The sequence below is a fragment of the Parasphingorhabdus sp. genome, assembly GCF_049667325.1.
Lineage (GTDB): Bacteria > Pseudomonadota > Alphaproteobacteria > Sphingomonadales > Sphingomonadaceae > Parasphingorhabdus.
This window is the reverse complement of sequence record NZ_JBATHY010000217.1, coordinates 1-23,693: the sequence shown is the minus strand read 5'-3', so window position 1 is coordinate 23,693 and position 23,693 is coordinate 1. Positions and strand designations below refer to the sequence as shown.

Sequence of the window (23,693 nt, the reverse complement as noted above, 5' to 3'; positions counted from 1 at the left end):
CGCCAATCGACGCTGAGGCATTGGTCAAATCTGTACTCGAGCTTTCAAAGAAGATTCCAGGTGCCGCTTCGTAGGATAACGGTGACAGTTTACTAAATGCATCAAATCGAGATCGCGTTGGTCCGCCTCCACCACCAAGCCACGCGAAACAAAATTTCCTACAATTGTAACAATCCATCCAACATGACGCAAAACAAGGCGTCCTTGGCCCCAAGTTTGACAAACTTTGGGCTCCGCCTCGCGCCCGACTACGACCTCCTCTCCCTCTTGGAGAGGATCCCCTTTGAACCGCGATAAAGCTCCCCCGCAAAAGCGGGAACCCGGTCCGGCAGATGAGCCAGAGCGTTTCACCGGCGCGATAATTGCACCAATGCTGACCAGTCGCGTCAACGACCGTTCATATTGCCCATTGTAAAACTCCGTAACGTTTAAAAAAGAACCACAACGGGAGTTTCATCATGCGCAATATCCTTATGTCCATCGCCGCCGCCACTCTGGTCCTGCCTGCCGCCGCTATCGTCGACAGCGCGCCTGCCCATGCCAAGAAAAAGTACAAGAGCCGCTATGACGACCGCGGACGCTATTACGAGCCCCGCCGCGTGAGCCGCGACGAACGGATCTGGCGCGGCAAGGACGGTCGCTATCATTGCAAGCGCGACAATGGCACAACCGGCCTGATCATCGGCGGCGCGGTCGGCGCGCTGGTCGGCCGTGAAATCGACAGCAGAGGGGACCGCACGGTCGGCACCCTGCTGGGCGCAGCCGGCGGTGCCTTGTTGGGCCGCGAGATTGATCGTAGCGGGATGAAGTGCCGGTAAACCAGGTGGATTAATCCATCATAAGCCTGAATTGTCGCCCCGGCGAAGGCCGGGGCCCAGTGGAAAATAAAGCCGCGTAGCGACGTTTTCTTTAAACTGGGTTCCCGCGTTTGCGGGAATGACAGGCTCGAAGAGCGCGCGTCCCGCTTCACCTTCCGCCCTAACGCTGCGGCAACAACCTTCGCCAGTCACCCCACAGCACCACCACCAGACACGCACCGATCGCCGCCAGATCGACCGCCGGCTCGACCGGATTATATTGCAGGCCGGCGAGCGCCGCCAGGCCGCCAATCGCGGCCCAGATCACGAACAGTTTCCGTCCGCCGTCCCAGCCCTTGACCAGGCCGATGCCGGCGGCGAAGAGCAGCATCGGGGAGATCATCATCAATATCGGGCCGATGGCGGGCAGCAGCAGGAACATCGATGTCGACAGCATCGGCGGTAGCGTGGGTAGGGGCAGGGGGAGAAAGTTGAGGGCCGCGACGACGATCGCGCCCCAGCCGATATATGTACGATATTTTTCCATGCGCCTGCGATATCACGGCTGACCGCATTTGCTATCCCTGTTTACGATTTTTCGGGACCGGGCCTCTGTCCTACAATATCGCTTTATGCTACGGATGGGCTCATGAGAGATATGGCCGCCAGACTGGTTCAACCACCTGTAAAAACGCCAAAAGTCGTGTTTTCGGGAGAGGTGGGATTTTTTTCTTTTAACACTGTAAAGTTTGTAAAGTTCGGGTCGGTGCCAGCATGAAATTTGTCCGAATCATTTTTGCCCTCGCCGCCGCCTTCGGCTTCCTCGCGCTCATTCCCGGTCTGTTCGTCGAGGCGGGCGGCGGATCATCGCCGGTGATCGCCGGACCGGAATATTATTACGGCTTTACCGCGCTGGCCCTGGTGTTCCAGCTGATCTTCGTGATGATCGCTTTCGACCCGGATCGCTACCATCCGCTGATCCCGATCGCGATATTGGAAAAACTGTCTTTCTTCCTGCCTGTGACAATCCTCTATGCGCAGGACCGGGTGGCGATGGGGCCGGTGTTTTACGGAGCGATGATCGACGGATTGTTCATGCTGCTGTTCGCGCTGGCCTGGTGGCTCTCGCGCAAGGCGGGGCAGGCGTCCTAGCACCAGTCGCGGCGAAAACCCTGCCAGCGTTCGGCCAGCCCCTCGTTGACCAGCGTGTCGCCAAGGCTGCGACCGTCGCGGGTGATGATACGCAGATCGCGGCCATATTTGTCCTGGTCGCGGTCGGTCCTCTCCAGGGAGAAACTGCCCTGATTGAGCAGGACCTGCAGCCGGATCTTGGCTTTCTCGCCCAGCCGTTTTTCGGAGGCGCAGCCGGGGCTGGAAATTTCCGGTGTGTTGATATCGGCGATCCGGATCTTGCGGCCGTCGAACCAGATCGTGTCGCCGTCGACGACACAGGTGTAGCGGTCGGGGCCAAAGCAGATGCCGAAACTGGCGCGGTGCGGATCGGTGCCGACCGCTGCTGTGGTGGCGGCGGGACCGCCGCTGAGGAAGATGGCGAGAAACAGCGCGATACACATGGCAGCAGTAACCGCGATAAAGGTCGACCAGCGGATGCCGTCGCCGTCATCGCTGACAGAAATGGGCCGGAAGGGTCCACGCTTGGCGCGGTGCATCGCATCGCTTTGATTGCGCGATGGAAAAGGCGCTATTCTCTGTTCGTTCACCCGCCAGAAAATAGGGGAGAAATGTTAAGGGAGGCTAAATTGTCACGACAGTCCATTGGCGATTATCGAAGGCGTTTGGCGGCTGCCGCAAGCCTTGGCAAACTAGACCCAATATGAGTCTATCTCCATCTACCCTCGGGATTATCAAGGTGCTACGAATCTATCATGATGAAAAAATTGAACTTATTCGCCGCATCACTGATCGTGATCGCAATGACCATTCCCCAGGCTGGCGCGGCTCAGGATGGCGGCGCCGCCGTCGAGACGATCAAGCCGACGATCCCGTCGCGCGAGGACTATCCGGATGCGGGACAGGCGTTCGGGATGGTCTGGCACAATGACAGCGAGGACAATATCCCGCTGCTTTCGTTCATGGTGCCGGAGACCGATAACCGGCTGTGGACAATGCGCTGTGAAAGACTGGATGATGACTCGGTACGGATCGCGCATATGATCATCGCGACCCCGCGGGAAATGGTGGCGGAGGACCATTTCGGATTCACCGTCCGGGTTGATGACGCTGCATCGATCGGTGTTTTGGGGCGGATGTTGCCGACCCAGATCGAAGGCGAAGATCTTGTGATGCCGCAATTCTATCTGCCCAATAATCATGCGCTGTTTCCGGCGCTGGCGCGGGGCAATCGCGCCTTTGTCAATTTGAACGGCAACAAGTTCTCCGTTCATCTAAAGGGGTCGGGCGACGCGCTGGTGACATTTCTGCGCGCCTGCCGCTAGGGGCACCTCCGGTGATCAGATCACCAGCGATGCACTGCTGTTAACGGCGGGGCCGATCGCGGCGGTGAGGAAGACACCGGCCGAGACGAAGGCGGCAAAGGCGGCAGCGAGACGGTTCTGGAATTTGGGGGACAACATGTTCTGGGTTCCTTTTATGGGTTCTAGGCGATCAGTGCGGCGGCATTGTTGACGGCGGGGCCAACGCTGGCGCTGACAAATACTGCGGCTGCGAAGAGTGCGGCAAAAGCGGCAGCGACTTGGTTCTGGATGTTGGTGCTGGTCATTTTGAAGTTCCTTTTTGGTTCAATTGGCTGCTTCACAAATTGTTCTGCGAAGATGCCAGTAACATTGCATGAGGCGTGCCAGTTTATGAAAGGCCATATATAACAGATAGATAACGTCAATTGGCGACCTAATAAATATGAACCGAAACTGAATAATGGTGATTTATACTAACTATTAGTTCTAGTGATCGGAATTTGGATGGCGACCTTCTGTTAACGTCGAACTGCTATCGGCGGGATCATGTTCGGACCGCGCCTCTCTCGTGTCTTTGCCAGCCGCGGCAACGCTTTGTGGTGGTCGGCGATGGTGCTGGTCACTGCCTATTGCGTCGCGGCGGATCCTCCTGCGGAAGTGGCCTCAGCGCCGAATGCTGCAGTGGAAGAGGCAGAAAAGAAACCGGCCGATCCCTGGGCGGGGATGGAGAATGTCGCGAAGAAGCGGAAAGAGCTGCTGCGCTGAATCGGTCGATTGCTGTTTTGCCTGACGATTTTCAACACAAATTGAACACTGCTTTAATCGTAGGTCGCGACGGCTGCCTTAATGGTTGTTCATAAAAAACACCATTAATATGAACCTGAGATAAAAGCATCATTCAGTCTCCGGTCAACGCGGCTCCGCTAGAACTCCTGTTGTTGGGCAGCAATTGATTCGGGTTTAGGAAAACCCTTTTGGAGTAGAGAATATGATCAACAGGATTTTGGGAAGTTTAGCGATTTCAACCGCAGCCATTGCAACAATGGCTTTTGCAACGCCGGCCGAAGCGCGCGGCGGCTATTCCAATGGCGGCTATTACGAGCAAGTCCGCAATGACGGACGTCGCAACTACCGGCGCGGCGATTATTATCGCGGTGATCGCTACCGGGATCGCCGGGACTATCGCGACGAGCGTGACTATCGTGACCAACGCCGTTACCGCGACAATCGCTATTCCAGCAACAGCCGTTATCGGGGCTGTGACCGCGGAACCGGCGGCACAATTATCGGCGCGATTGCCGGTGGACTTCTGGGTAATGAAGTAGCCCGTCGTGGCAATAAAACCGAAGGCACAATTATCGGCGGTGCCGTAGGCGCACTGGCTGGTCGCGCGATCGACGGCAATTGCTAATCTGATTGCATTCTAATCAATAGAGTTAAACCCCTGCGCGAGAGCGCAGGGGCATGGTATTCCCCCGAGTTGCTTATTGGGGGAAAGGGGGTCGGTTTGTCTTTGGACAATCCGGCCCCCGCTCAATTCATGGCCTGGCAAGCAACGCAGGAACCGGTCCGACCCAGTCCGCCAGATCCGGTTGGTCCTTGACGAAATAGGGCTCGCCTTTGCTGTTGAGATAGAAGCGCTGCATCTCGCTGCGGGTAAACGGCCGCGAACCCAGCCGTCCGAAGACCGCCATCTGCCCTCCGGTCTCGTCCACGGCCCGGTCGCGATCCAGACCCTTGGACAATGCCAGTGCCGGCTTAGGCGTACGGGCAAAGGCAATCAGTTCCGGCTTCGGTGCCGGCGAGAAGCCATAATAATTCTTCTGGCTATCCGGCGTAGTCAACTGGACCACCTTCAGCCCATTACGCCCGTCGGCGACATAGGCAAACAGGGTGGCGTTGGTCGACCCGACGATGACATCCTCTGCATCATTCATCGTGCCGCCAAAGGTTTCTTTCAGGTAGATGGTCGGTGCTTCCGGCCGCGTGATATTGGCAATCACCAGGCCTTCGTCCTTGGCAGCGATATAGGCGTAGGTGCGGGCGAGATAAAGCCGTCGGGCGTTCCGCAGCGCTATGGTTCCCGATGGCACCGCAACCGGATTTTCCATATCGGTGACATTGAACAGTTTCACACCGTCGGCATCGGTAACCCAGAGATAGCGGAATTGCAGCGCCGATGCCCGTGCATCGGTCATTGGCAAAGTGATGACATGGCGGGGTTCCAGCGGCTTGTCGAGATCGATCAGCGTCAATCCGGCATCTGTGGTGATATAGGCATAATGGCCGGCCAGCGTGATATGACGCGCGCCGTCCAATATCCCGCCTTCGTTCCAGGTCAGGCTGCGCTTGAAGAAATTGTTGCGAAATTCGCCATCGGCCAGTGTGTTGATGTCGACCAGTATCAGGCCCTCCTCGCTGTCGGTGACCACTGCATAATTGTAGATTGGGTGAAAAGCCTGTTCCTCGTTGACCTCGCGCAATTCCTTGGTGTTACGCAGCGGTGCTATCGGCTGGTTGGTAGCCAACGCCATGCAGGTCGCGTTTTTGGTGTCGACATGCGTGTCATGGCCAAGCGAGGAGAAGGGCGCTTTGACTATCCGTTCCGAGAACCCCTTGTTGCCGATGGACGCGACATCATAAGCGCGGAAACCGCCCTTGCCTTCGGCTACGAACATATATTCGCCGCGCAATTGCAGGCAGCGTACGGCATCGCCGGTCCCCTGAATGACATTCTTGAATTCTTCGAGCGCCTTGGTTTCGCCGGAAAAATCCTTGTCGAGCCGTTCACCGCGAACCCAGTCGATCAGTTCCCGGTCATTGTCCTCAACATGCATCCGCCAATAGTCGGGATAGGCATATTTTTGAAGATAGGAGCCGATCACTGCCTGCGGTTCATCCCACTCCGTAACCCGGACTGCTTCAAAGCCCTTTTCAAGGCCGACCCAGGCGTGGAGGCCGATGAAGTTGACGAAGTTGGTGCCCTGCAACAATGTTTGCGCCATGATTGCATTATTGTCATTGGCTTCGCTTACGTGACAATCGGAACATTGCTTGGTTTCGGTCTTGCGCACGGTGTGCGGGAAATGCGGTGCAAAAGCTTGCGACGAAAAGCCGATACCGGAAATTGGCGGTTGCTGGACATAGATGCGCTCGCGATTGATGTTGGTCGAGGACAGGATCAGCGCTGAAGTTGAGCGGACTGGTGCGATGACATTGCCCTTGGTTGTCTGGTGACGGCCGAGCTGGAACATCTGATCACGGGCAACCTGTGGATTGTAAGTCGCGTAATTCCGGGTCGTGCCACCTTCATATTTATGGTTGTCGGCCTGCCAGTTGGCTTCGATCGGCAAGTGGCAGCCACCGCAGCTTGTCGTCCAGCTGAGGTGACAGGTAAAACAGACCATATTTTCGTCTTTATGCGCCCGGTCGTCGTTCGTAACGCCGCTGCCAAAAGCAAATTTGCCGGTTTCAGCACCGGTTTTGGACATGAGCTTCGCCCGCGCCGCCTTGAGATTGAAGTCAGGGTGTGAACGATCAACGCTGTTTTTGACCAGACTGACTCGCCAGCTGAGTTCGGGATCGACGATTGAGCGCTGGATCAGCACGCGTTTGCCATTGGGGTCCTCGAACCATTCGAAGCGCCGCTCACCATTGGCATTGCGCAGCAGACCGAGATTTTTGCCCTTTGGCCGCGCCGCGAGATTGCTGGTCATCAGGTTCGGATAGGCATCGGCGGTACCGTGGCAATCCTTGCAGCTGATTTCGACCGCATTGGCGACCTCCCCGTAGATCAGGCCATTGCCATGACTGTCTTGTGAAAAATGGCAATCGGCGCATTGCATGCCCACTTCGGCATGGATGCTCATCATATGGACCGATTTGCCCGGATTTACTCCTGCTTCGACGAATTTTCCTTCGCCATTCTTGCGGAATTTTTCCGGATCATCATTGGCGACTATATTCTCGATATCGGTGCTGTAGCTTGCCTGATTACCTTCGGCGTCGAGCAGATTGCCATCGCGATCGCGTTTCAGGATCGCGCGGAAGTTCCAGCCATGGCCGTGATAATCGGCAAACTGTGTGTCCTTGGCATCGCTGTTGACGTCGTAAACATTGCGCAGAAAATCAATGTCGGCCCACAGCCCCTTGGGAGCTGCGCCCTCGGGATTGCGATCGAGCACTTTGCGAACTTCCTCGGCATCCGGATATTTCTGCTGCTTATATTTTTTCTGATATTCTGCGTCGCTCATGCCTTCCGGCTTGGGCGTCTTGTTGTCCGGACCGGGCCACATATAGGGCGCGTCGGATTCATAATCCCACATCGTGTAGCCTAGATAGCTGTTCAGGAAGATATTCGGCTGGTGCATGTGACAGTTCATACATTGGGCGGTCGGGATGGCGCGGGTGAAGGCATGTTGTACCGGATGGCCTTTTTCGCGTTTCGCAGGATCCGTCTCGACCGCGTGATCATCGCCATGACCTTCGTCGTCACCATGCGCATCTGCAGCTGAGTTCTTGTCTTCGCCGTGATCGCCCTCTGCGCCGTGGGATGCGTCATAAGTGCCAAACTTACCGAACCGATGCTCGCCCTCTTTCAGGTTTCTTATCGTCGGATCGGCGGTGTTCGTCTGTCCGTCGCGGCCAAATTTTGCCCAGATCGAACTGTGCCGCGGTTCGCGGTCATTGGCGTAGACCACGTGACAACCGGCGCAGCCCGACTGGCGATAGTCGCCCGGCTGGTCATTGGTTCCCATGAACCACATAAACGGGTCGTTGAGCCGGGTCTTGTGGATGTTGAGCACCGGAATGGCGACGCGCAGGCCGGTCCCGGGACCACGGTTGGATTGTTTAAGATCGGGGCGTCCTGGCTCTTCTAGCCGCTGGATGATGCCGCCGATATTGGGCAGTCCGATTTCAGGGAACTGGGTGTTGATATTGCGGCCACCGCGCTCGAACACGCGGAAAATATCGCCCGGCGGAACAGTGTGCCAGGTCGGCAAGGGATAAAGGATCGGAAGGGCACCGCGTTTCTTTTCGGCGTCAGTCACCGTGCCGTGCGGATTGCCGGGAGATTTGATCGTCGCAGGTTCGCCCTTGCGTGTATAAGCCTCGCCGAACACGTAATTTTTAAACGGGACGATACCGTTATTATAGGCGGCTCCACCCCATAGCATGGCGCCGGTTGCCATCAGCGACCGTTCGGAAGCCTCGATGATCTCCATATGACAGGCACCGCAGGATTCACGCGCGACGCGATAGTCGGACGGATTGACAAAGCGGACAAATTCCGGCGATTCCTTGTTCAGCAGCCCATAGCTGCGCTTGGGATTGGCAGAAGAAGGCCAGTGCCAGCTTTCCGGATATTTGGGCAGGACGTGCGCTTTGGTCAGCGCATCCATATAGGCGAGGCTGTTCTTGCCCCATTTGTTGTTGCCGACAACCGCAGCATCACCGCCGTGACAATCGACGCAGCCGAGAACCACGGCAGGGGTCTCGTGCATCGTCTTCTGGTCGCTGTCCGTATGGCAGGATTGACAGCCGCTGCTTTTGGCTTGCGCTTCGTCCCAGGTCTGGTTTTGCGGAGCAGGGGGCGTGAAGCTATAATCGACCTTTTGCGGTTTTTCCTTGCCTGCTGCCATCAACAGCGAGGCTGGCGTGACAGCCAACGCCAGCGCGCCCAATCCTGCGAGGATCAATTTGCTATTGCCGGTCATGAGGTTCCGCCAGCGCATCAGAAAGCCAGTATCGCGTTGAGCAAAATCGAATAGTGAAAGTCGCGCTTGTCGGTCTGATCGAACAAATCCTTGAATCCTTTTCCGGGTATCAATGCAGCGCCGGACAGGCGGAATACCATGTTTTGCGTTGCTTTAGGCCGGTAGATCGCGGCAACGCTAAGGTCCCAGCCGATATCTCTGGGAATCGAACCTTCGACCCGCAAAGCTTCGAGACTCTCTGTCTTGTGGAACCAGAGATGGTTTGCATTGGCGGAAAGCCGGAAATCTGGTGTCAGATCGGCATCAACGCCGACGCCAGCCAATATCGTACCCGGATTGTTGAAATTGCTCTGCCCCTGTTCCTTGGAGGAACGAAGGGAGTTGAGAATACCATTGCGACCGTTGATAGAGATCACCCGTCCGCCGCCGGCAAACGGGATCGTCTGGCGGATCCAGTAGCTTGTGTCGGCTCCGGCAAAAATCGGATTTTCGAATATCGCGTCAAATCCGGCTTCGGTGTTGTTATAAGGATTGCTGTCGCCACTGGCGAACAGGCCGGAGGCGCGGAAGCGCAGAAAGTCGACGTCATAGCTGGCTTCTACTGCGCCGAAATAGGCGGCGATTTTGGCAGGCTCGCTGGTAAAGAAGCTGTTCCGGTCTTCGCCAAATGCGCCGTAAACTTGTCCGGTGAGATTGATCCGTCCGATCCGGCCATCAAAAGCATAGCCCGGATAGACCACATCATAGGCGCGGCCCCTGAGGTCTCCGAGCAGCGCCGGACGAACCGGAAATCCATTGTCGTCAATTTCGACGTCGGACCGCTCGCGGTTCATATTATAGGTCAGGCTGAACTGGCTGGTCAGGCCAACAAAAGGCAAATCCTGCCGGTAGAGATTGGCAAAGAAAATATAGCTTTCGCGCGGGGTCTGGGTGATATCGTTGAGGCCGGAATTGGTGTCTTTTTCCAGCTGGACAAAGGCCCCGAGATTATATTGGATCCGGTTGTTGTCGCGGGTGCCGAACAGACGGAAACCAAGCTGGTTGTCCTGGAACAGGAAGCCGCGGAAATCGGCCTGCATCGGCTGGATACCGATACGGAAACTGTCAAAGTCGTAGCGCGCCGAAGTGTTGCGAATATGATAGTCGAAAAAGGCTTCCTGCACTCCGACAAACCAGTCAGTGCGGTGCGAGGATTTGGAAGGCTCTACGAACAATACCCGGCGTTCCGGCACATTCACATGATTGACCTGCGCCGCCAGTGTCAGGCGATATTCCACATCGGGCGGTTTGTAGGCGGTCGACCCCTTGATCAGGGCAAAGCCGGTGATGAAAGTCTGGGCGTAAACCTCCGAGCCCGACCGTCCGAAGACATCGAGACTGTTCGGGCGATCGGTGGTCTGGACGCCGACCGGAATAGGAAAGCTACGGGGTTCGACCACGGTATCGGAAATCGCGTTGACGACGAAGAACCAGTCATCGCCCTTCAGGAAGCCCGGCTTCTTGTCGGCCGGGATCGGTTTATCGCCCTTGAGAACATTCTGGTTATATGGATTGAGCGTCGAGTGACAATTGTTCCGCAGGGCACCGAACAAAGTATAGATCGCTTGATCGCCACCCTTGGCGGGGCAAAGGCTTTGCATGATCCGCCAGCGATCGGGGACGGGAAATTCGTCGGTCGGGAATGCTTCTGGCGGTGGAGCGTTGACTGCACCCGGGTTGTTCTGGGTCACCGGATCGGGCAGCGTTTTCTGGACGCCGGGACGGCGGCGGCCATCGATCAAGACGTCATCGGCTGCGAGGCTGTCAAAGTCCATCTCCAGTTGTTCCGGCGTTTCGGACTGTTCCGGATTGGAAGAATTGGAAGCATCTTTCAGAGCAGATGGATCAGCTGCTGCTTTTTCATCCTGTTCAGCCTCTTCTATGTCCGGTTCTGGTCCGCCCATGCCCAATTCTGGTCCAAAATCGGCAGTTTCTGTCCGTATCCAGTCAAATTCTTCCCCGGCCAGCAACGCTATCAACGATGCCTCCATTTCCTCGACCGAAGCCTGCTGAGTCTCCATCTGCTCTGCCTGGCCAGACATCACTGCCATGATCGGTACAAAGGAAGACGCGAGCGCTGACATCCGTCCTACAATCCCTCGCAAACATTTTGCTGGTTGGTGTCGAGGAACGGTGCGAACGGGCAGCTCACATAGCGCAACCGGACATTGGCATTGCCAAGATTGACGACCACATTGTCGGCCCGGATCGCTTTTGGCGCGTTGCCAATGCTGCCGACGCGCTGCCCGGCGTTGTGCAGTCCGAGGAAGCTGATCATATCATCCTGATCAATACCGTCGCCGGATACGCCGATGCCGCCGATCAATTGATTGCCGCGATAAATCGGTACGCTACCGGGGAAAATCTGGATGCCGTTTTCAAGCCGGTTCTGTCCCGCTACCGCATCTGGCGTTCTGGTGCAGCGCTCCGGTGTGTCGTCTGGTAGCGTCTCGGTAACGAAGGCGAGATGCTCCCCGAGATTGCGTAAGATTAACGCGGCTTGCAGTCCCGTGGCTAGCGGATTAAAATCTTCGATGGGGCGCGACAGCGGCCCGTTGGGACGACCCACTTCGCCATCCGGAAAATAGGGGCGCGAGAGATTGCCGCCCGAGCGATCGGCAAAAGCGACCATTCCTGTGAGCGCATTGGGATCATTCAAAAATGTTCGGACCCGTCCAACAAATGCTGCAACATCAGTATCCGGATTGCCGAGCAGATCCGATGCTGCAACGCTATTCGAGAAAAAGGATGCAGTCCGTGCTTTTTGCAGGGAAACATCGGTGCCGAAAATCGGCGCATCGGGCGAACGGACAATTCCAAGTATCTCGCCATGGGTATCGACAACCGAAATCGAAACTTGTGCACGGCTGTCGAGCGGTTGCCGGATCTGAGCGCGCGCACGAGACATGATGATAAACGCTTCTTCCAGTATCGCACGTGTTTCGGCGGCTGTGAGCGGGGAAGTCACGTTCGCTCCATCCGTGGCGCCGCGAATCGGGAAGCGATTGGTTCCCGCGCCATCGGACAACACGAAGGCGTCGCGGTTTTTGAACTCCGCCGTAGTGGAGGCCCGTATTCCAGAGGCTTCCGTACCATAAGCGGTGCCGGCAGTGATCACGGCTTCGGTATAGCCTTTGATGCGCCGCAAATTTCCTACGGTAGTATTGATTGCGGCAAAATTATTCTGCAACGGCGACAGATCGGAAACCACCATATCGCTGAACCGCAAGGATGTGCCGTCGACCGATATCCGGTTGGCTGTAATCGATGCTGGCGGCGCAAAACCCTGAATTCCGGCCAGTGCAATGGCTTCCTCGTCATCGACATCGACATCAAGTATGTTTGAATCGAAACCATAGTCGCCATCACCCATCACACCAATGGCCCCGACAACTACACCGTTTTTGTAGAGCGGCAATCCGCCCGGATCAGCAGACAAGCCCAACGGTGATCGCTTTGGCCCAATGAGTGCCGCGGTTCCGGCGTTACCAAATCGCTGGCTGAAATCAGAGCACGGCAATTGACTGAATTGCACACCAAACAGCGGACCGCTTTCCAGGCCGACAGTGGTTGGCGCAGGTGGGAAATGTTCTTGAACAATCTGACTGGCCGTACGGCTGGAAAAGGCGTTGCCTGCGCTCGACAAATAAGCACCTGTAACGGCTTTTGCAATCGCACCCGCTGCGGCCGGCACTTCGATGCCCTGCACATCGACTATTGGATTGTTAATCGCTCCCAATGCGGTACGGGCGCTCGTCAATGCGGTCGGCCTTGCGCCGTTCATTTCAAACACGGCCAGAACATTGCCGACCCGGTCTGTTACCGCGATAACGGAGGGGAGGTTACGGGCTGTGGCTTCGCCGACCGCCTGCGCAATGATCGTCTGTACATCGGTGACGCTCAGCGCTTCCCGGGCAGGCGGCACAAAGGCGCCGCCATTGCCATCAACCGGTGTCGGCGTAGGAGACGGAGAAGGTGAAGGCGAGGGTGTTCCGCCAAAATCATTGCTGCCACCGCCCCCCCCACAAGAGGTCAACACAAGCGCTGCGGCAGATATCGCAGAGGTTAAAAAGGGTTTTCGCATCACCAAATCCTCTATCTGAGCGACCGGATCGTGCGCACAGCGCTACCCAGTGCACGGCGATATTTCAGCGGTTCATAGCCATTGGGTTCGGCGACGGCAGAATAAGCGATGTTGATTTGGCCGCGCAGGCTGGCGGCAGCGGATTCGCTCACCTGACCGCTATTGACCAATCCGTTGAGCAACGTGTCCACAGCCATGACCGCCTGCACGCTACCTTCATAGTCGGTAAAGCGCGGCGATATGGCCTGGCCGGCGATGGTTTCCATGATCTGGAAGGTCTGGTCGCGGCCAAAGCTGGCGCGGGAGAAGCGGTCGGCGAGCTGTATGGCATATTGCCGCAATCGTGCCGCTTCCTCGACGGCCGGACCGCGGCCTTGAGCCATCGCTGCATGAAATGCTCTGGAGCGGCTGTCGAATTCGCCGGCGATGTCCGGCGCAGCGACTTTGATTGCGGCGCTGAGCATGATCATATTCTCGTCATTATAAGGCGGCATCCCTTCGGGAACAGGTCTGCCGGGATTGTTGATCGATGTCGGACGGGCGGACGGGTCGTCATAAATCCGGCGGTGACAGCTGTGGCAATCGTAAAAATAGAACTCGGGAAAAATGCCCTCGGTGCCAAGCGCCGGTTTGGTGAACAGATTCAATGAACGTTCGAGGGCCATAGCCTGACCGACGGCCCAGAACCGGACGCTGTTGGTGCGGCCCTTCCGGCGGACATAATCGACATCCTCGTCATGATGTTGTTGCAGCGTCGAGAATAGATCCATCTCGAATGAAATGCGCGGATGGCCGGCGGCCATGATCCGGTGATTGACAAACTGCCCTTTCTTGGCGCTGCCGAAATGACAGTCGAGGCAGACGCTGGCCCGCGCTTTGGGATTGTCCAGCGGCATCAATCCCTGGGACACATTGCGGCTATGGCTGGCGCCAACCGCATAATGGCTGGAAATCCAGCCGGAGGATGCTCCGTGGCAGGATTCGCATCCGACACCATCATTTGTTTGGAATCTCGGGCCTTTGCGTGCAGCGTCTGTCGTGTGACAACCGAGACATTCCGACGCAGAAGCCGCATTCTTGATGCCCAGACGTTTGGCTATCGCGATACTACGCGGTTCGCGGAGGACCCGAAAGGCACGGCTATGGGCTCCGCCGGGCGTGGATTCTTCCTGCCAGCGCATGATCTCGTCCTGCCTGACAATTTCGCCGTCGGCTTCCTGTCGTCCGTGGCATGTGGTTGCGCCACAGGAAGCCACACCCAGGTAGGTGCCGCTGGCAAGATCCGTGGCTGCTTCTACGGGTGCGGTGCTTGCCATGGTCGAGACGAACATTGCCGCTGCAACCAGGGTCGAACAGAATAGGCTAGCGGCCAGTGCCGGCCAGCTCGGTATCCACGAATTTTTTTTCCCCGTTTGCATCGTTGCCCATTCCGGTTCTGTCACCGGTCTCCTCATCCAGCACGACGCGACCCTTGCCGTTTCCCCATAACGATGACGATACCTATCCTCCAACCCATGCTCAATGCAAACGAAAATCGACCGATTTCTTTTATTTTTTAGGGCCTTGTCGTCAACGCCGTCATCCTGCGCAAGATGGATGTGGCGCATAGGCAACGGTCATCTTTGTTGGTTTAGGGTGTTATGTCCTTGATTTTTCGCGGAGTTAACGGCCCCGGATTTGGATTACATCAAGAAACGGGTTAATGGTATAAATACCAGTAGGGATGCCGGGAAGGAATCGGCTGAATTTAGAGGCATAGAGGGAAAAATCTTATGGAGCTCACCATGGAATCGGCCTTTTCATCCAGCGGACTGCTTGGGCATCTTTCCTATATTCTGCTGATTGTTTCAATGCTGAGCTGGAGGATGTTCTGGCTCCGTGTCGGCGTGATCGGATCTGCGCTGGCAGGAATTGCATATGCGCTGATCATATTGAACGACCCGGTGGCGGTGTTCTGGGAAACGTTGTTGCTGATCGTCAATCTGTTCCAGTTGGTTCGCCTGATTTTGGCGGAGCGCGCCGTGTCTCTAAGCAAGGAGGAATCCGAAATGGTGAGAACCGCCTTCTCGGGCCTTGGAGGGCTGGACGCGCGAATGTTGATTGACCAGGGTTTCTGGATTGATCGCGAAGCGGGAATCGAATTGATACGGGAGGGTACCGCGGTGGATAATCTATATTATCTGGCCAGCGGCAAAGCAGAAGTGCGCAGCCGGGACAAGATTGTCGGTCATTGCAAATCGGGTGATCTGATCGGTGAGGGAACGATATTGTCGTCTGACAGGGCGACGGGAACGGTCACACTGTCTAAAGAGTCCAGACTGTGGTGCATCCCGGCGCCGATCCTGCGCAGCCACTTGACGAAAAATCCTGCGGTCAGGAACATTGTCGATCGGCGCATTGGCGATGCGCTCAAGTCCAAATTGCGCGCAAGCAATGTCGCTCTTTCCCAGGCCGGCGGATTGAAAGATTAGCCCGGCTTGCGCCGGATCACCAGATTGCGGATCTCGGTCATGTCCTCCATGGCAAATCTTATGCCTTCGCGCCCCAGACCGCTATCTTTGACGCCGCCATAAGGCATGTTGTCAACGCGATAGGACGGTACGTCATTGATCACGACTCCACCGACATCCAGATGATCCCATGCGTCCAGTGTCTTGAACAGATCGCGGGTGAAAATGCCTGCCTGCAAACCGAACTTGCTGTCATTCACTTCGTCCAGAGCCGCGCCGAAATCGCTGAATTTGGACAGCAGGGCGAGCGGCCCGAAGGCTTCCTCGCGATAGGCATCCGCGTCGGTTCCGACATTCTCGAGCAGCGTTGCCTCGAGCATATTGCCCTTTCGATTGCCGCCACACAGGAGCGTTGCACCGTCTGCTACTGCGGCTTCGATCCAGCCGTGCAGTCGGGTTGCTTCGCCTTCGGAAATCATCGGGCCAATGAAAGTGTCCCGTTTTTTGGGATCACCGGACACCAAGCCTTTTGTTTTTTTGACCAGCATCGCCTTGAACTTGTCGTAGATACTCTCGTGGATAATGATCCGCTGCACGCCAATGCAGCTTTGGCCGGACTGGTAAAAGGCACCGAAGATGACCCGCTCCAGTGCGTCGTCCAGATCGGCGTCATGATCGACGATCACGGCGGCATTGCCGCCCAGTTCGAGCACGACTTTTTTCTTGCCGGCCTTGGCTTTGAGGTCCCAGCCGACGCCCGGCGAACCGGTGAACGAAAGAAGCTTCAGACGCTCGTCGACGGTGAACAGATCTGCACCGTCCCGGCTTGCGGGCAATATCGAGAACGCGCCTTTTGGCAAATCGGTCTCTGCCAATATCTCGCCCATGATGATTGCGCCCAGCGGTGTCTTGCTAGCCGGTTTCATCACGAACGGACAGCCCACGGCAATGGCCGGTGCGATTTTATGTGCTGCCAGATTGAGCGGGAAGTTGAACGGTGAGATGAAACTGCACGGTCCGATCGGAACGCGCTTCCACATTCCCATATAGCCTTTTGCACGCGCGGAAATGTCGAGCGGCTGGACCTCGCCATAATTGCGCACGGATTCTTCTGCTGCGATCCGGAATGTGTCGATCAGGCGGGTGGTTTCGCCTTCCGCATCCTTGATTGGTTTTCCCGCCTCGACACAAAGTGCATAGGCAAGTTCGTCATAGCGTTCCTTGAAACGGTTGACGCAATGTTGCAGCACATCTTGGCGTTCATAGCTTGCCATGGCCGCCATCGGTTCGGCAGCGGCTACCGCGCCCGCGATTCCCTGTTCGATGACATCGGGCGTTGCAAGAGCGGTCCGGAAGGCGACTTTGTTGGTATATTTGTCGGTGACTTCCAGATCCGTGTTGGGCTGCACCGCTTCGTTGTTGAGATAAAGCGGGTAAACGTCTTTCAATTTTGTCATAGGTGCCTCGCTCAAGCCTTCGCGCTGAGTTCCTTGATCTCGTGATTCAAAATGCGATCATTGTCGGAATAGTCTACCGGACAATCAATCAGATGAACGCCCTCCGTGCTGAGGCACTTGTCGATCGTTTCCTGCAGGTTTTTGGCACTGGTGATCCGGTGGCCATTGGCACCATAAGCTTCAGCATATTTGACAAAATCGGGATTGCCATAGGTCAGACCCCAGTCCTTGAAGCCCATGTTCGCCTGTTTCCAGCGGATCATGCCATAGCTGTTGTCGTTCAACACCAGCACGGTGATGTTGAGTTTCAAGCGGACCGCGGTTTCCATTTCCTGGCTGTTCATCATGAAGCCGCCGTCGCCGCAAATCGCCATCACCTTGCGTTTGGGATAGACCATCGCCGATGCCATGGCGGAAGGCAGACCGGCACCCATCGTCGCCAGCGCGTTGTCGAGCAGAACTGTATTCGCCTGCCGCGCCTTGTAATTGCGGGCAAACCAGATCTTGTAGACACCATTGTCGAGACAGATGATCCCGTCTGCCGGCATCGCGTCGCGCACGACCTTGACCAGATGCGGCGGGTAAATCGGACAACGCATGTCGTCGTCCATCGAATCCGTATGTTCTTCCTCGGCCCGACGCGCTTTGTACATCGCGTCGAAATTCCAGCTGCCGGAGGGAACAATATCTTCCTTCATCTGCCAGATGGCATTGCCGATATCGCCGATCACTTCGATCTGCGGGAAATAGACGGGGTCAACCTCCGCGCTGTTCATCGACACGTGGATGACTTCGGTGCTGCCGGGGGCCATGAAGAAGGGCGGTTTTTCGATCACGTCATGACCGACATTGATGATCAGATCCGCCGATTCGATCGCGCGATGGACAAAATCATTCGCCGAGAGCGCCGCGCAACCCATGAATTCCTTGTGGGTTTCATCGACCACGCCCTTGCCGAGCTGGGTGGTGACAAACGGGATGCCGGTTTTCTCGATAAATTGCGTGAGCATGCGACCGGTGGTGGTCCGGTTGGCGCCGCCGCCGACGACGATAATCGGCGATTTCGCGGTTTCGATCTTCTTGGTCGCTGCACGCACGGCTTTCGCCTCGGCAACGGGCCGGCGGGTCAGGCTGGGAGCGATCGGAGTTGAATCGGTTTCCTCGTCGGCAATATCTTCCGGGAACTCGATATGGGTTGCACCGGGTTTCTCTTCTTCAGCCAGACGGATCGCCTCGCGCACGCGGCTCGGGATATTGTCCGCAGATGCCAGCTGATGCGTAAATTTGGTGATTGGCCCCATCATGTCGACGACATCGAGAATCTGGAAACGGCCCTGTTTGGATTTCTTGATTGGTTTCTGGCCGGTAACCATCAGGATCGGCATGCCGCCCAATTGTGCGTAGGCCGCTGCGGTCACCAGATTGGTTGCCCCTGGGCCAAGCGTTGCCATGCACACGCCGGTCTTGCCGGTATGCCGTCCATAGGTCGCCGCCATAAAGCCGGCACCCTGTTCATGACGGGTCAGGATAAGTTTGATTTTCTTCGAGCGGGACAGACTGTCGAGCATATCGAGATTTTCTTCGCCGGGAACCCCGAATAAATATTCAACGCCTTCATTTTCGAGACATTCTACGAACAGATCGGATGCTTTGGTCATGTGGGTCCTTCCCTGATCGTGATGACCAGTGTTTGTGCGAGTAAATGGCAACGACCCAAATGAACCCCATCCCCCTCAAGAAGGAGACTCATCTTACCCCTATGTTCTTGGATGGTAAGTTAAAAATGCCTTCGAGTCACCCCTCAATATCCGCGATCGAAGTCGGCGACGGCGATCATCTCATCGCCACTTCGGTAGCGTTTCAGGTTTTCGACGAAGCGGATAGCGGCGCGCTGGAACATGAGCGTTTGTGCTTGCCCCGACAAATGCATGGTGATGATGCAGTTTGGCGCGTCCCACAGCGGATGGTCCGCCGGCAGCGGCTCGGGATCGGTGACGTCGAGCGCGGCACCGCCGATTGCCTTGTCATTTAACGCCGTAAGTAACGCATCCTGATCGACCAGAGTCCCGCGCGCGACATTGACTAGCCAGGCCGATGATTTCATCGCGGCAAATTCTTCTGCACCCAGCAGATGTCTGGTATCGCTGGTCGCAGGCGCCGATACAAAGACCCAATCGAACTCGCCGAGCCGGTCACGCCAGTCGTCTAGCCCGATCACATTGGCTTCACCGGTCGCAGTGCGTCGGACGGCAGTCACATCCACCTCAAAGCCGGACAGCTTTTTTGCGATCTGCTGGCCGATCCCGCCATAGCCGATGATCAGTGCCTTGCTGCTGGCGATCTCGGTTGTTCCCGGCGGCAATTCGAGCCAGTTATGTTGGCGCTGGTTGTCGTTGATGATATCGCTGCGCTTGGCAGCGGCAAGCATCATCATGATTGCAAATTCGGCTATTGGAGCGCTGTTCAGTCCGGCACCATTGGTCAGGATTGTACCTTGCGCTTTGAGCTGCTCGAGCGGAAAATGCTCGACTCCGGCATAGATGCTGTTGAGCCATTTGAGATTGGTTGCGGTTGCAATAATCTCGCCCATCTTGTCTTTGTCATACATGTCGAACCAGCCGATTTCGGCATGCGGCGCGAGCTTCATTGCTTCTTCGGTGCTGGTGAACCAGGTGACATCGAGATCACCGCAATGCGGTTCGACGAGCGGACGGACGAGGGATGCCATGGCTGCTTTTGGTTTGGTCATATTTAAATTCTCCATTCCCACCGCAGTGGATCACCGTCCATGAGATCGACGCCTTGGGCCGTGAGTTCATCGCGGATTGCATCGGCGGTTACGAAATCCTTTTCCGATTTCGCCTTTTGACGCCGGTCCAGTCTTGCTTCGATTTCAGTGTCATCGAGTTTGCTATCTACGGGCCTGACCCGCAAATCTTTGCGCGTCAGGGAAGTCAGCTGCAGCCCCAGAACTGCTTCCATATCTGACAGCAAGGTGACCCTTTGCCCGGCGGGCAGTTTCTTGAGTGCGAGCAATTCTTCGAGCAGCGGCAGACATTTTGCACTGTTCAAATCCTCGCTCAACGCGGCATCGAATTTGTCCCGCAGTTGCTGAAGAGCAGGATGCTCGATTGTTTCGGCCCTGGTATCGGCCTTTTCCAACAGCCGCTCCGCTCCCATCACTATCCGCTTCAGCCGGGTCAGCGCTGCAACCAGATTTTCCCAGCTAAACTCCAACTCGCTGCGATAATGGGCCTGCAGGCACATCAGGCGGTAGGCGAGGGGATGGAAGCCCCTGTCGATCAATATCTGCAGACGCAGGAAATCACCGCTTGATTTCGACATCTTGCCAGCCCGGTCGATCAGGAAATTATTGTGCATCCAGATATTGGCGCCGCTGTGTTCCGAGCAATTATGCGCCTGGTTTTGGGCAATCTCGTTCGGGTGATGAATCTCGCGATGGTCGATGCCTCCGGTGTGGATATCGAACGTCTTGCCAAGATATTTGATGCTCATCTGCGAACATTCGAGATGCCAGCCCGGCGCGCCTTTGCCCCATGGGCTATCCCATTCCATTTGCCGTGTCTCGCCAGCGGGCGTCTTACGCCAGATCGCGAAATCCTGAGGGTGGCGCTTGCCTTCGACGGTGTCGATCCGTCCTTCGATATCATCGCTTTGTGCACCGGAGAGGCGGCCATAGTCGGGCACTGTGGCGGTATCAAAATAGAGCCCGCTTTCGAGTTCGTAACAATGCTTATCCGCGATGCCTTTCGCAAAGGCGATCATCTCTTCGACATGATCGGTAGCAATCGCCCATTTTGCTGGCTGACGTATGTTGAGGCGCTCGATATCCTGCCAATATGCCTCGGTATAATATCTGGCGATATCCCATGCCGATTTACCCGATTGCGCGGCGGCCTTCTCCATCTTGTCATCACCGGCATCGGCGTCGGAGGTCAAATGGCCGACATCTGTGATGTTGATGATATGGGTGAGCTTGTAACCCTTCCAGCTCAGCGTGCGACCGAGCAAATCTGCAAAAATATAGGCCCGCATATTGCCGACGTGCTGATAGTTGTAGACGGTTGGTCCGCAGGTATAGACGCGTGCTTCGCCGGCGTGGACGGGCGCGAATTCTTCCATCTGCCGAGTCAGGCTGTTGAATAGTTTAAGCGGATGTGTGGCATTGTCATTCATCACCCATCGCCTAATGGTTTTCCGCGCAAAAGGTCAACAGATCAATTGATCGGCTGGATCATTCCGCTGGTTCGAGTTCTTCCTCGTCCCCGTCAACCGCGCATTCTCCGCTATCATCGCGTTCGCAATCGTTCACCCACAGGTCGTCATTGCCCGCACCGGTTACCGGTTCGTCAATCAGCGGGTCATCCGCCGATTCCTCGTTTTCCTTGATCTCGATCAGAAAGCTTTCAAACGGATCCGCCGCATATTCCGCCGGAGTCACCTCTTCTTCGATCACATCTTGGACCGGATCATCCAATTCCGGCGAGACCGGTTCAGGCGTTGGCGTTGGCGTTGGCGTTGGCGTTGGAGTCGGAGTCGGAGTAGGAGTAGGCGTAGGAGTAGGAGTAGGAGTAGGAGTAGGAGTAGGAGTAGGCGCGCAGCTCGCCGGATTGCTTATCACACAGCCATTGATGGTGGATGCAGGGTCGAAGCCGAGCGCGACATTTGTGGCCGGGATTGTATCCAGCCCGGTAGCGCCTCCGACGATACCGTTGATAACGATATTGGCACTGCCTGCTGATGGCCCCGCGACAAGCAGGCTGCCGACGTTAAACCCGCGACGATCCGCGAAATCGGTCCCGCCGGCGGTATTCTGGATCAGCAGATTGTCGGTAACGTTCAATTGAACATTGTCCGCGCGGATCAATCCGTCGGGCAAATCAATGCCATCGTTGCTGGCGAGACGGATGTCGATATCCGCCGCGCTGAGACCAACTATGTCGGTTAAGGCCTGACTGGTCATCGCATAGACATTGGGCGCCGTTATCGAGAGACTGCCGCTACCGGAGAAAGCCCCGTTTGTGTCGGTCATCTGGATGATACCGCTGGCGGCGTCGATAAACATATCCTGACTAGCAGTGAAATTGAGTCCGGAATTGGCGTTTGCATTGCTGAAGTCTACCAGACCGACAACCGTGATAGACTGTCCGGACACCAGATTGAGATTGTTGCTCAGCCCGATATTGGCGGATTGCGGCCCACTGACATTGTCAGCGACCAATATGCTCAAGTCCTGCACGACCATGTCATATCCGCCAAGCCCTGTCGACACGGCGGTGATGGTGAGATCGCCGCCGGATTGAACGCGACTGAATTCGTCATTGTCGAGACTGAATACTCCGGTTGTACCGGTGCCCCCCAGCACCATTTGGGTAGTGCCGTCGGTGAATATCTGGATATCATTGGTCAGATCGGTCTGGCCAAGATTGCCTGCGTCTCCGATATTCATATCTGCGCTGACCGTCCGGATCGTGGCACCTATCGTGCTCGCTTGAACATCGATCAGGCCACCCGCCGTGATCTGCAAATCATTTGCCGCCCTCACCAGGCTGTTGATCTGAACATCATCGACGGCGCTGATGGTGATGTTACCGCCGGTCGCCAATGTAATTTGTGGGCTATTGAAGCTGCTGGTCGAGGTGTCTGAGTTAACAACCACGTCATTGAGGGCGGCGGAACCACCGGCCGCTATAACGATATTTCCGGTCGCCACGGCGCGCTTTACGTCGAGATTTCCATCGGCAAACAGTCCGATGTCGCCATTGGTAGCATCTGCCTCAACGGTCATGTCCTGTTGTGAAACAAGGGAAACGGCTTGGCCGGATGCGATAATCTTGTCGGTAACATCAACATTGTTACTAACATCGACCAATCCGTTTGCTGCGGTAAGAAAAATAGCGTTGCCGGAAACATTGTCGAGATCGATGCCGCTATCGGCATTGATTCTGACTAGTCCCTGACCGCTTTTGGCTGCCGAGACTGTCCCTACCGTTAATATTCCGCCCTGCAGGGTCAGATCAACGTTGGTTCCGCTGGTAATGGAAGTGGCAGTCAGATCACTGTTGCTGTTCATGTCAACATCAACATTGAGCCCGCCGTTGATCGAGGCGAAACTGGCATCGCGGTTGGCATCGATATTGATGGCGCCGTCAGCCGTCACGCTGCCGCCGGTCAGCAATCCGAAATTGCTGTCGATGGTGATACTGCCGGTAGCGTTGATTTCGCTGAAATTGATCGTACCATTGCTGGTAATATCGATATTGCCGCCGCTCGCGCTGTCAAAGTCGATTGTGGTGCCGTCGATCGCGATATCGCCGCCGGAGGTCAAATTTCCGCCGTCTATTCCGCCGCCGGCGTTCAGGGCCATATTGCCGCTGCTCGCGGCGCTGTTGAAGTTGATATTGCCCCCGGCATCGACCGTGAACGTGCCGCCTTGGGCATCAAGATTGCCAAATCCGGCATCGCCCGTCGCATCAAGGGCTATGCCGCCGCCAACAGTAACCGTACCATTGCCATCGATATCGCCTGCAAGAGCATCGAGGGTCAGGTTGCCGCCGATTGTGCCGTTGTTCAATGTTACAGACGCGCCCGTTACGCTGGTGTTGCCACCACTGATCGCGTTGGCAAGGGTTGGCGTTCCGGTTGCAGCAACGGTGATATCATTGATTGCATCGAGCGTACCTGTGGCAGTTA

The 23,693-nt window shown here is 56.2% G+C and carries 19 protein-coding genes; 6 read left to right on the top strand and 13 right to left on the bottom strand.

Features of this window, described 5'->3' with window-relative positions:
* Positions 1 to 458 precede the first annotated feature (458 nt).
* Positions 459 to 818 carry a glycine zipper 2TM domain-containing protein gene (locus WBM93_RS09970; RefSeq protein ID WP_424431428.1) on the top strand — a complete coding sequence of 120 codons (360 nt, stop codon included), beginning with the start codon at positions 459 to 461 and terminating at the stop codon, positions 816 to 818.
* A gap of 160 nt (positions 819 to 978) precedes the next feature.
* On the opposite strand, the gene WBM93_RS09965 is transcribed toward WBM93_RS09970, so the two are convergent.
* On the bottom strand, positions 979 to 1,344 hold the full coding sequence (locus WBM93_RS09965; protein ID WP_424431426.1) for a hypothetical protein: 366 nt from the start codon (positions 1,342 to 1,344) through the stop codon (positions 979 to 981).
* Positions 1,345 to 1,571: 227 nt separating this feature from the next.
* Between WBM93_RS09965 and WBM93_RS09960 the strand changes: the two genes are divergently transcribed.
* Positions 1,572 to 1,949, top strand: a complete 378-nt coding sequence (locus WBM93_RS09960) for a hypothetical protein (RefSeq protein ID WP_424431424.1) — start codon at positions 1,572 to 1,574, stop codon at positions 1,947 to 1,949.
* Here the strand turns inward: WBM93_RS09960 and WBM93_RS09955 are convergent.
* Entirely contained in the window at positions 1,946 to 2,467 is a 522-nt protein-coding gene (locus WBM93_RS09955; RefSeq protein ID WP_424431422.1) for a thermonuclease family protein, read from the bottom strand. The two genes, WBM93_RS09960 and WBM93_RS09955, sit on opposite strands and share 4 nt — an antisense overlap.
* A 216-nt stretch (positions 2,468 to 2,683) precedes the next feature.
* Between WBM93_RS09955 and WBM93_RS09950 the strand changes: the two genes are divergently transcribed.
* The gene (locus WBM93_RS09950; protein WP_424431420.1) at positions 2,684 to 3,253 is read left to right on the top strand and encodes a hypothetical protein; all 570 of its coding nucleotides are present in this window, start codon (positions 2,684 to 2,686) and stop codon (positions 3,251 to 3,253) included.
* A 15-nt stretch (positions 3,254 to 3,268) separates the two neighbouring features.
* Here WBM93_RS09950 and WBM93_RS09945 read toward each other — a convergent pair whose 3' ends face one another.
* Positions 3,269 to 3,391: a hypothetical protein gene (locus WBM93_RS09945; protein ID WP_424431418.1), complete on the bottom strand. Its 123-nt coding sequence runs from the start codon at positions 3,389 to 3,391 to the stop codon at positions 3,269 to 3,271.
* A 23-nt stretch (positions 3,392 to 3,414) separates the two neighbouring features.
* Positions 3,415 to 3,537 carry a hypothetical protein gene (locus WBM93_RS09940; RefSeq protein WP_424431416.1) on the bottom strand — a complete coding sequence of 41 codons (123 nt, stop codon included), beginning with the start codon at positions 3,535 to 3,537 and terminating at the stop codon, positions 3,415 to 3,417.
* A gap of 241 nt (positions 3,538 to 3,778) precedes the next feature.
* Here WBM93_RS09940 and WBM93_RS09935 point away from each other — a divergent pair, with 241 nt between their 5' ends.
* Entirely contained in the window at positions 3,779 to 3,997 is a 219-nt protein-coding gene (locus WBM93_RS09935; RefSeq protein ID WP_424431414.1) for a hypothetical protein, read from the top strand.
* A gap of 223 nt (positions 3,998 to 4,220) precedes the next feature.
* Entirely contained in the window at positions 4,221 to 4,643 is a 423-nt protein-coding gene (locus WBM93_RS09930; RefSeq protein ID WP_424431412.1) for a glycine zipper 2TM domain-containing protein, read from the top strand.
* Positions 4,644 to 4,770: 127 nt separating this feature from the next.
* Here WBM93_RS09930 and WBM93_RS09925 read toward each other — a convergent pair whose 3' ends face one another.
* The 4 genes from WBM93_RS09925 to WBM93_RS09910 form a co-directional block, all read right to left on the bottom strand.
* Entirely contained in the window at positions 4,771 to 8,949 is a 4,179-nt protein-coding gene (locus tag WBM93_RS09925) for a hypothetical protein (protein WP_424431410.1), read from the bottom strand.
* Between the two features lie 17 nt (positions 8,950 to 8,966).
* Positions 8,967 to 10,763 carry a hypothetical protein gene (locus WBM93_RS09920; protein ID WP_424431432.1) on the bottom strand — a complete coding sequence of 599 codons (1,797 nt, stop codon included), beginning with the start codon at positions 10,761 to 10,763 and terminating at the stop codon, positions 8,967 to 8,969.
* A gap of 314 nt (positions 10,764 to 11,077) precedes the next feature.
* Complete coding sequence (locus WBM93_RS09915) at positions 11,078 to 13,072, bottom strand: heme-binding protein (RefSeq protein WP_424431409.1); 1,995 nt, start codon at positions 13,070 to 13,072, stop codon at positions 11,078 to 11,080.
* Positions 13,073 to 13,083: 11 nt separating this feature from the next.
* Positions 13,084 to 14,388, bottom strand: coding sequence for a multiheme c-type cytochrome (locus WBM93_RS09910; protein ID WP_424431430.1), 1,305 nt, complete (start codon positions 14,386 to 14,388; stop codon positions 13,084 to 13,086).
* Positions 14,389 to 14,844: 456 nt separating this feature from the next.
* Here WBM93_RS09910 and WBM93_RS09905 point away from each other — a divergent pair, with 456 nt between their 5' ends.
* Complete coding sequence (locus WBM93_RS09905; RefSeq protein WP_424431407.1) at positions 14,845 to 15,543, top strand: cyclic nucleotide-binding domain-containing protein; 699 nt, start codon at positions 14,845 to 14,847, stop codon at positions 15,541 to 15,543.
* Here the strand turns inward: WBM93_RS09905 and WBM93_RS09900 are convergent.
* From WBM93_RS09900 to WBM93_RS09880, 5 genes are all read right to left on the bottom strand, one after another.
* Positions 15,540 to 16,979, bottom strand: coding sequence for an aldehyde dehydrogenase family protein (locus tag WBM93_RS09900; protein WP_424431405.1), 1,440 nt, complete (start codon positions 16,977 to 16,979; stop codon positions 15,540 to 15,542). The two genes, WBM93_RS09905 and WBM93_RS09900, sit on opposite strands and share 4 nt — an antisense overlap.
* Positions 16,980 to 16,990: 11 nt before the next feature.
* Positions 16,991 to 18,637: an acetolactate synthase large subunit gene (locus tag WBM93_RS09895; protein ID WP_424431404.1), complete on the bottom strand. Its 1,647-nt coding sequence runs from the start codon at positions 18,635 to 18,637 to the stop codon at positions 16,991 to 16,993.
* A gap of 143 nt (positions 18,638 to 18,780) precedes the next feature.
* Positions 18,781 to 19,728: a D-2-hydroxyacid dehydrogenase gene (locus tag WBM93_RS09890; RefSeq protein WP_424431402.1), complete on the bottom strand. Its 948-nt coding sequence runs from the start codon at positions 19,726 to 19,728 to the stop codon at positions 18,781 to 18,783.
* A gap of 2 nt (positions 19,729 to 19,730) precedes the next feature.
* Positions 19,731 to 21,176 (bottom strand): cysteine--tRNA ligase, encoded by a 1,446-nt coding sequence (gene cysS / locus WBM93_RS09885; RefSeq protein ID WP_424431400.1) that lies wholly within the window; start codon positions 21,174 to 21,176, stop codon positions 19,731 to 19,733.
* A 58-nt stretch (positions 21,177 to 21,234) separates the two neighbouring features.
* Positions 21,235 to 23,693, bottom strand: a 2,459-nt coding sequence (locus WBM93_RS09880) for a beta strand repeat-containing protein (protein WP_424431398.1), incomplete at its 5' end; no start/stop codon positions are given.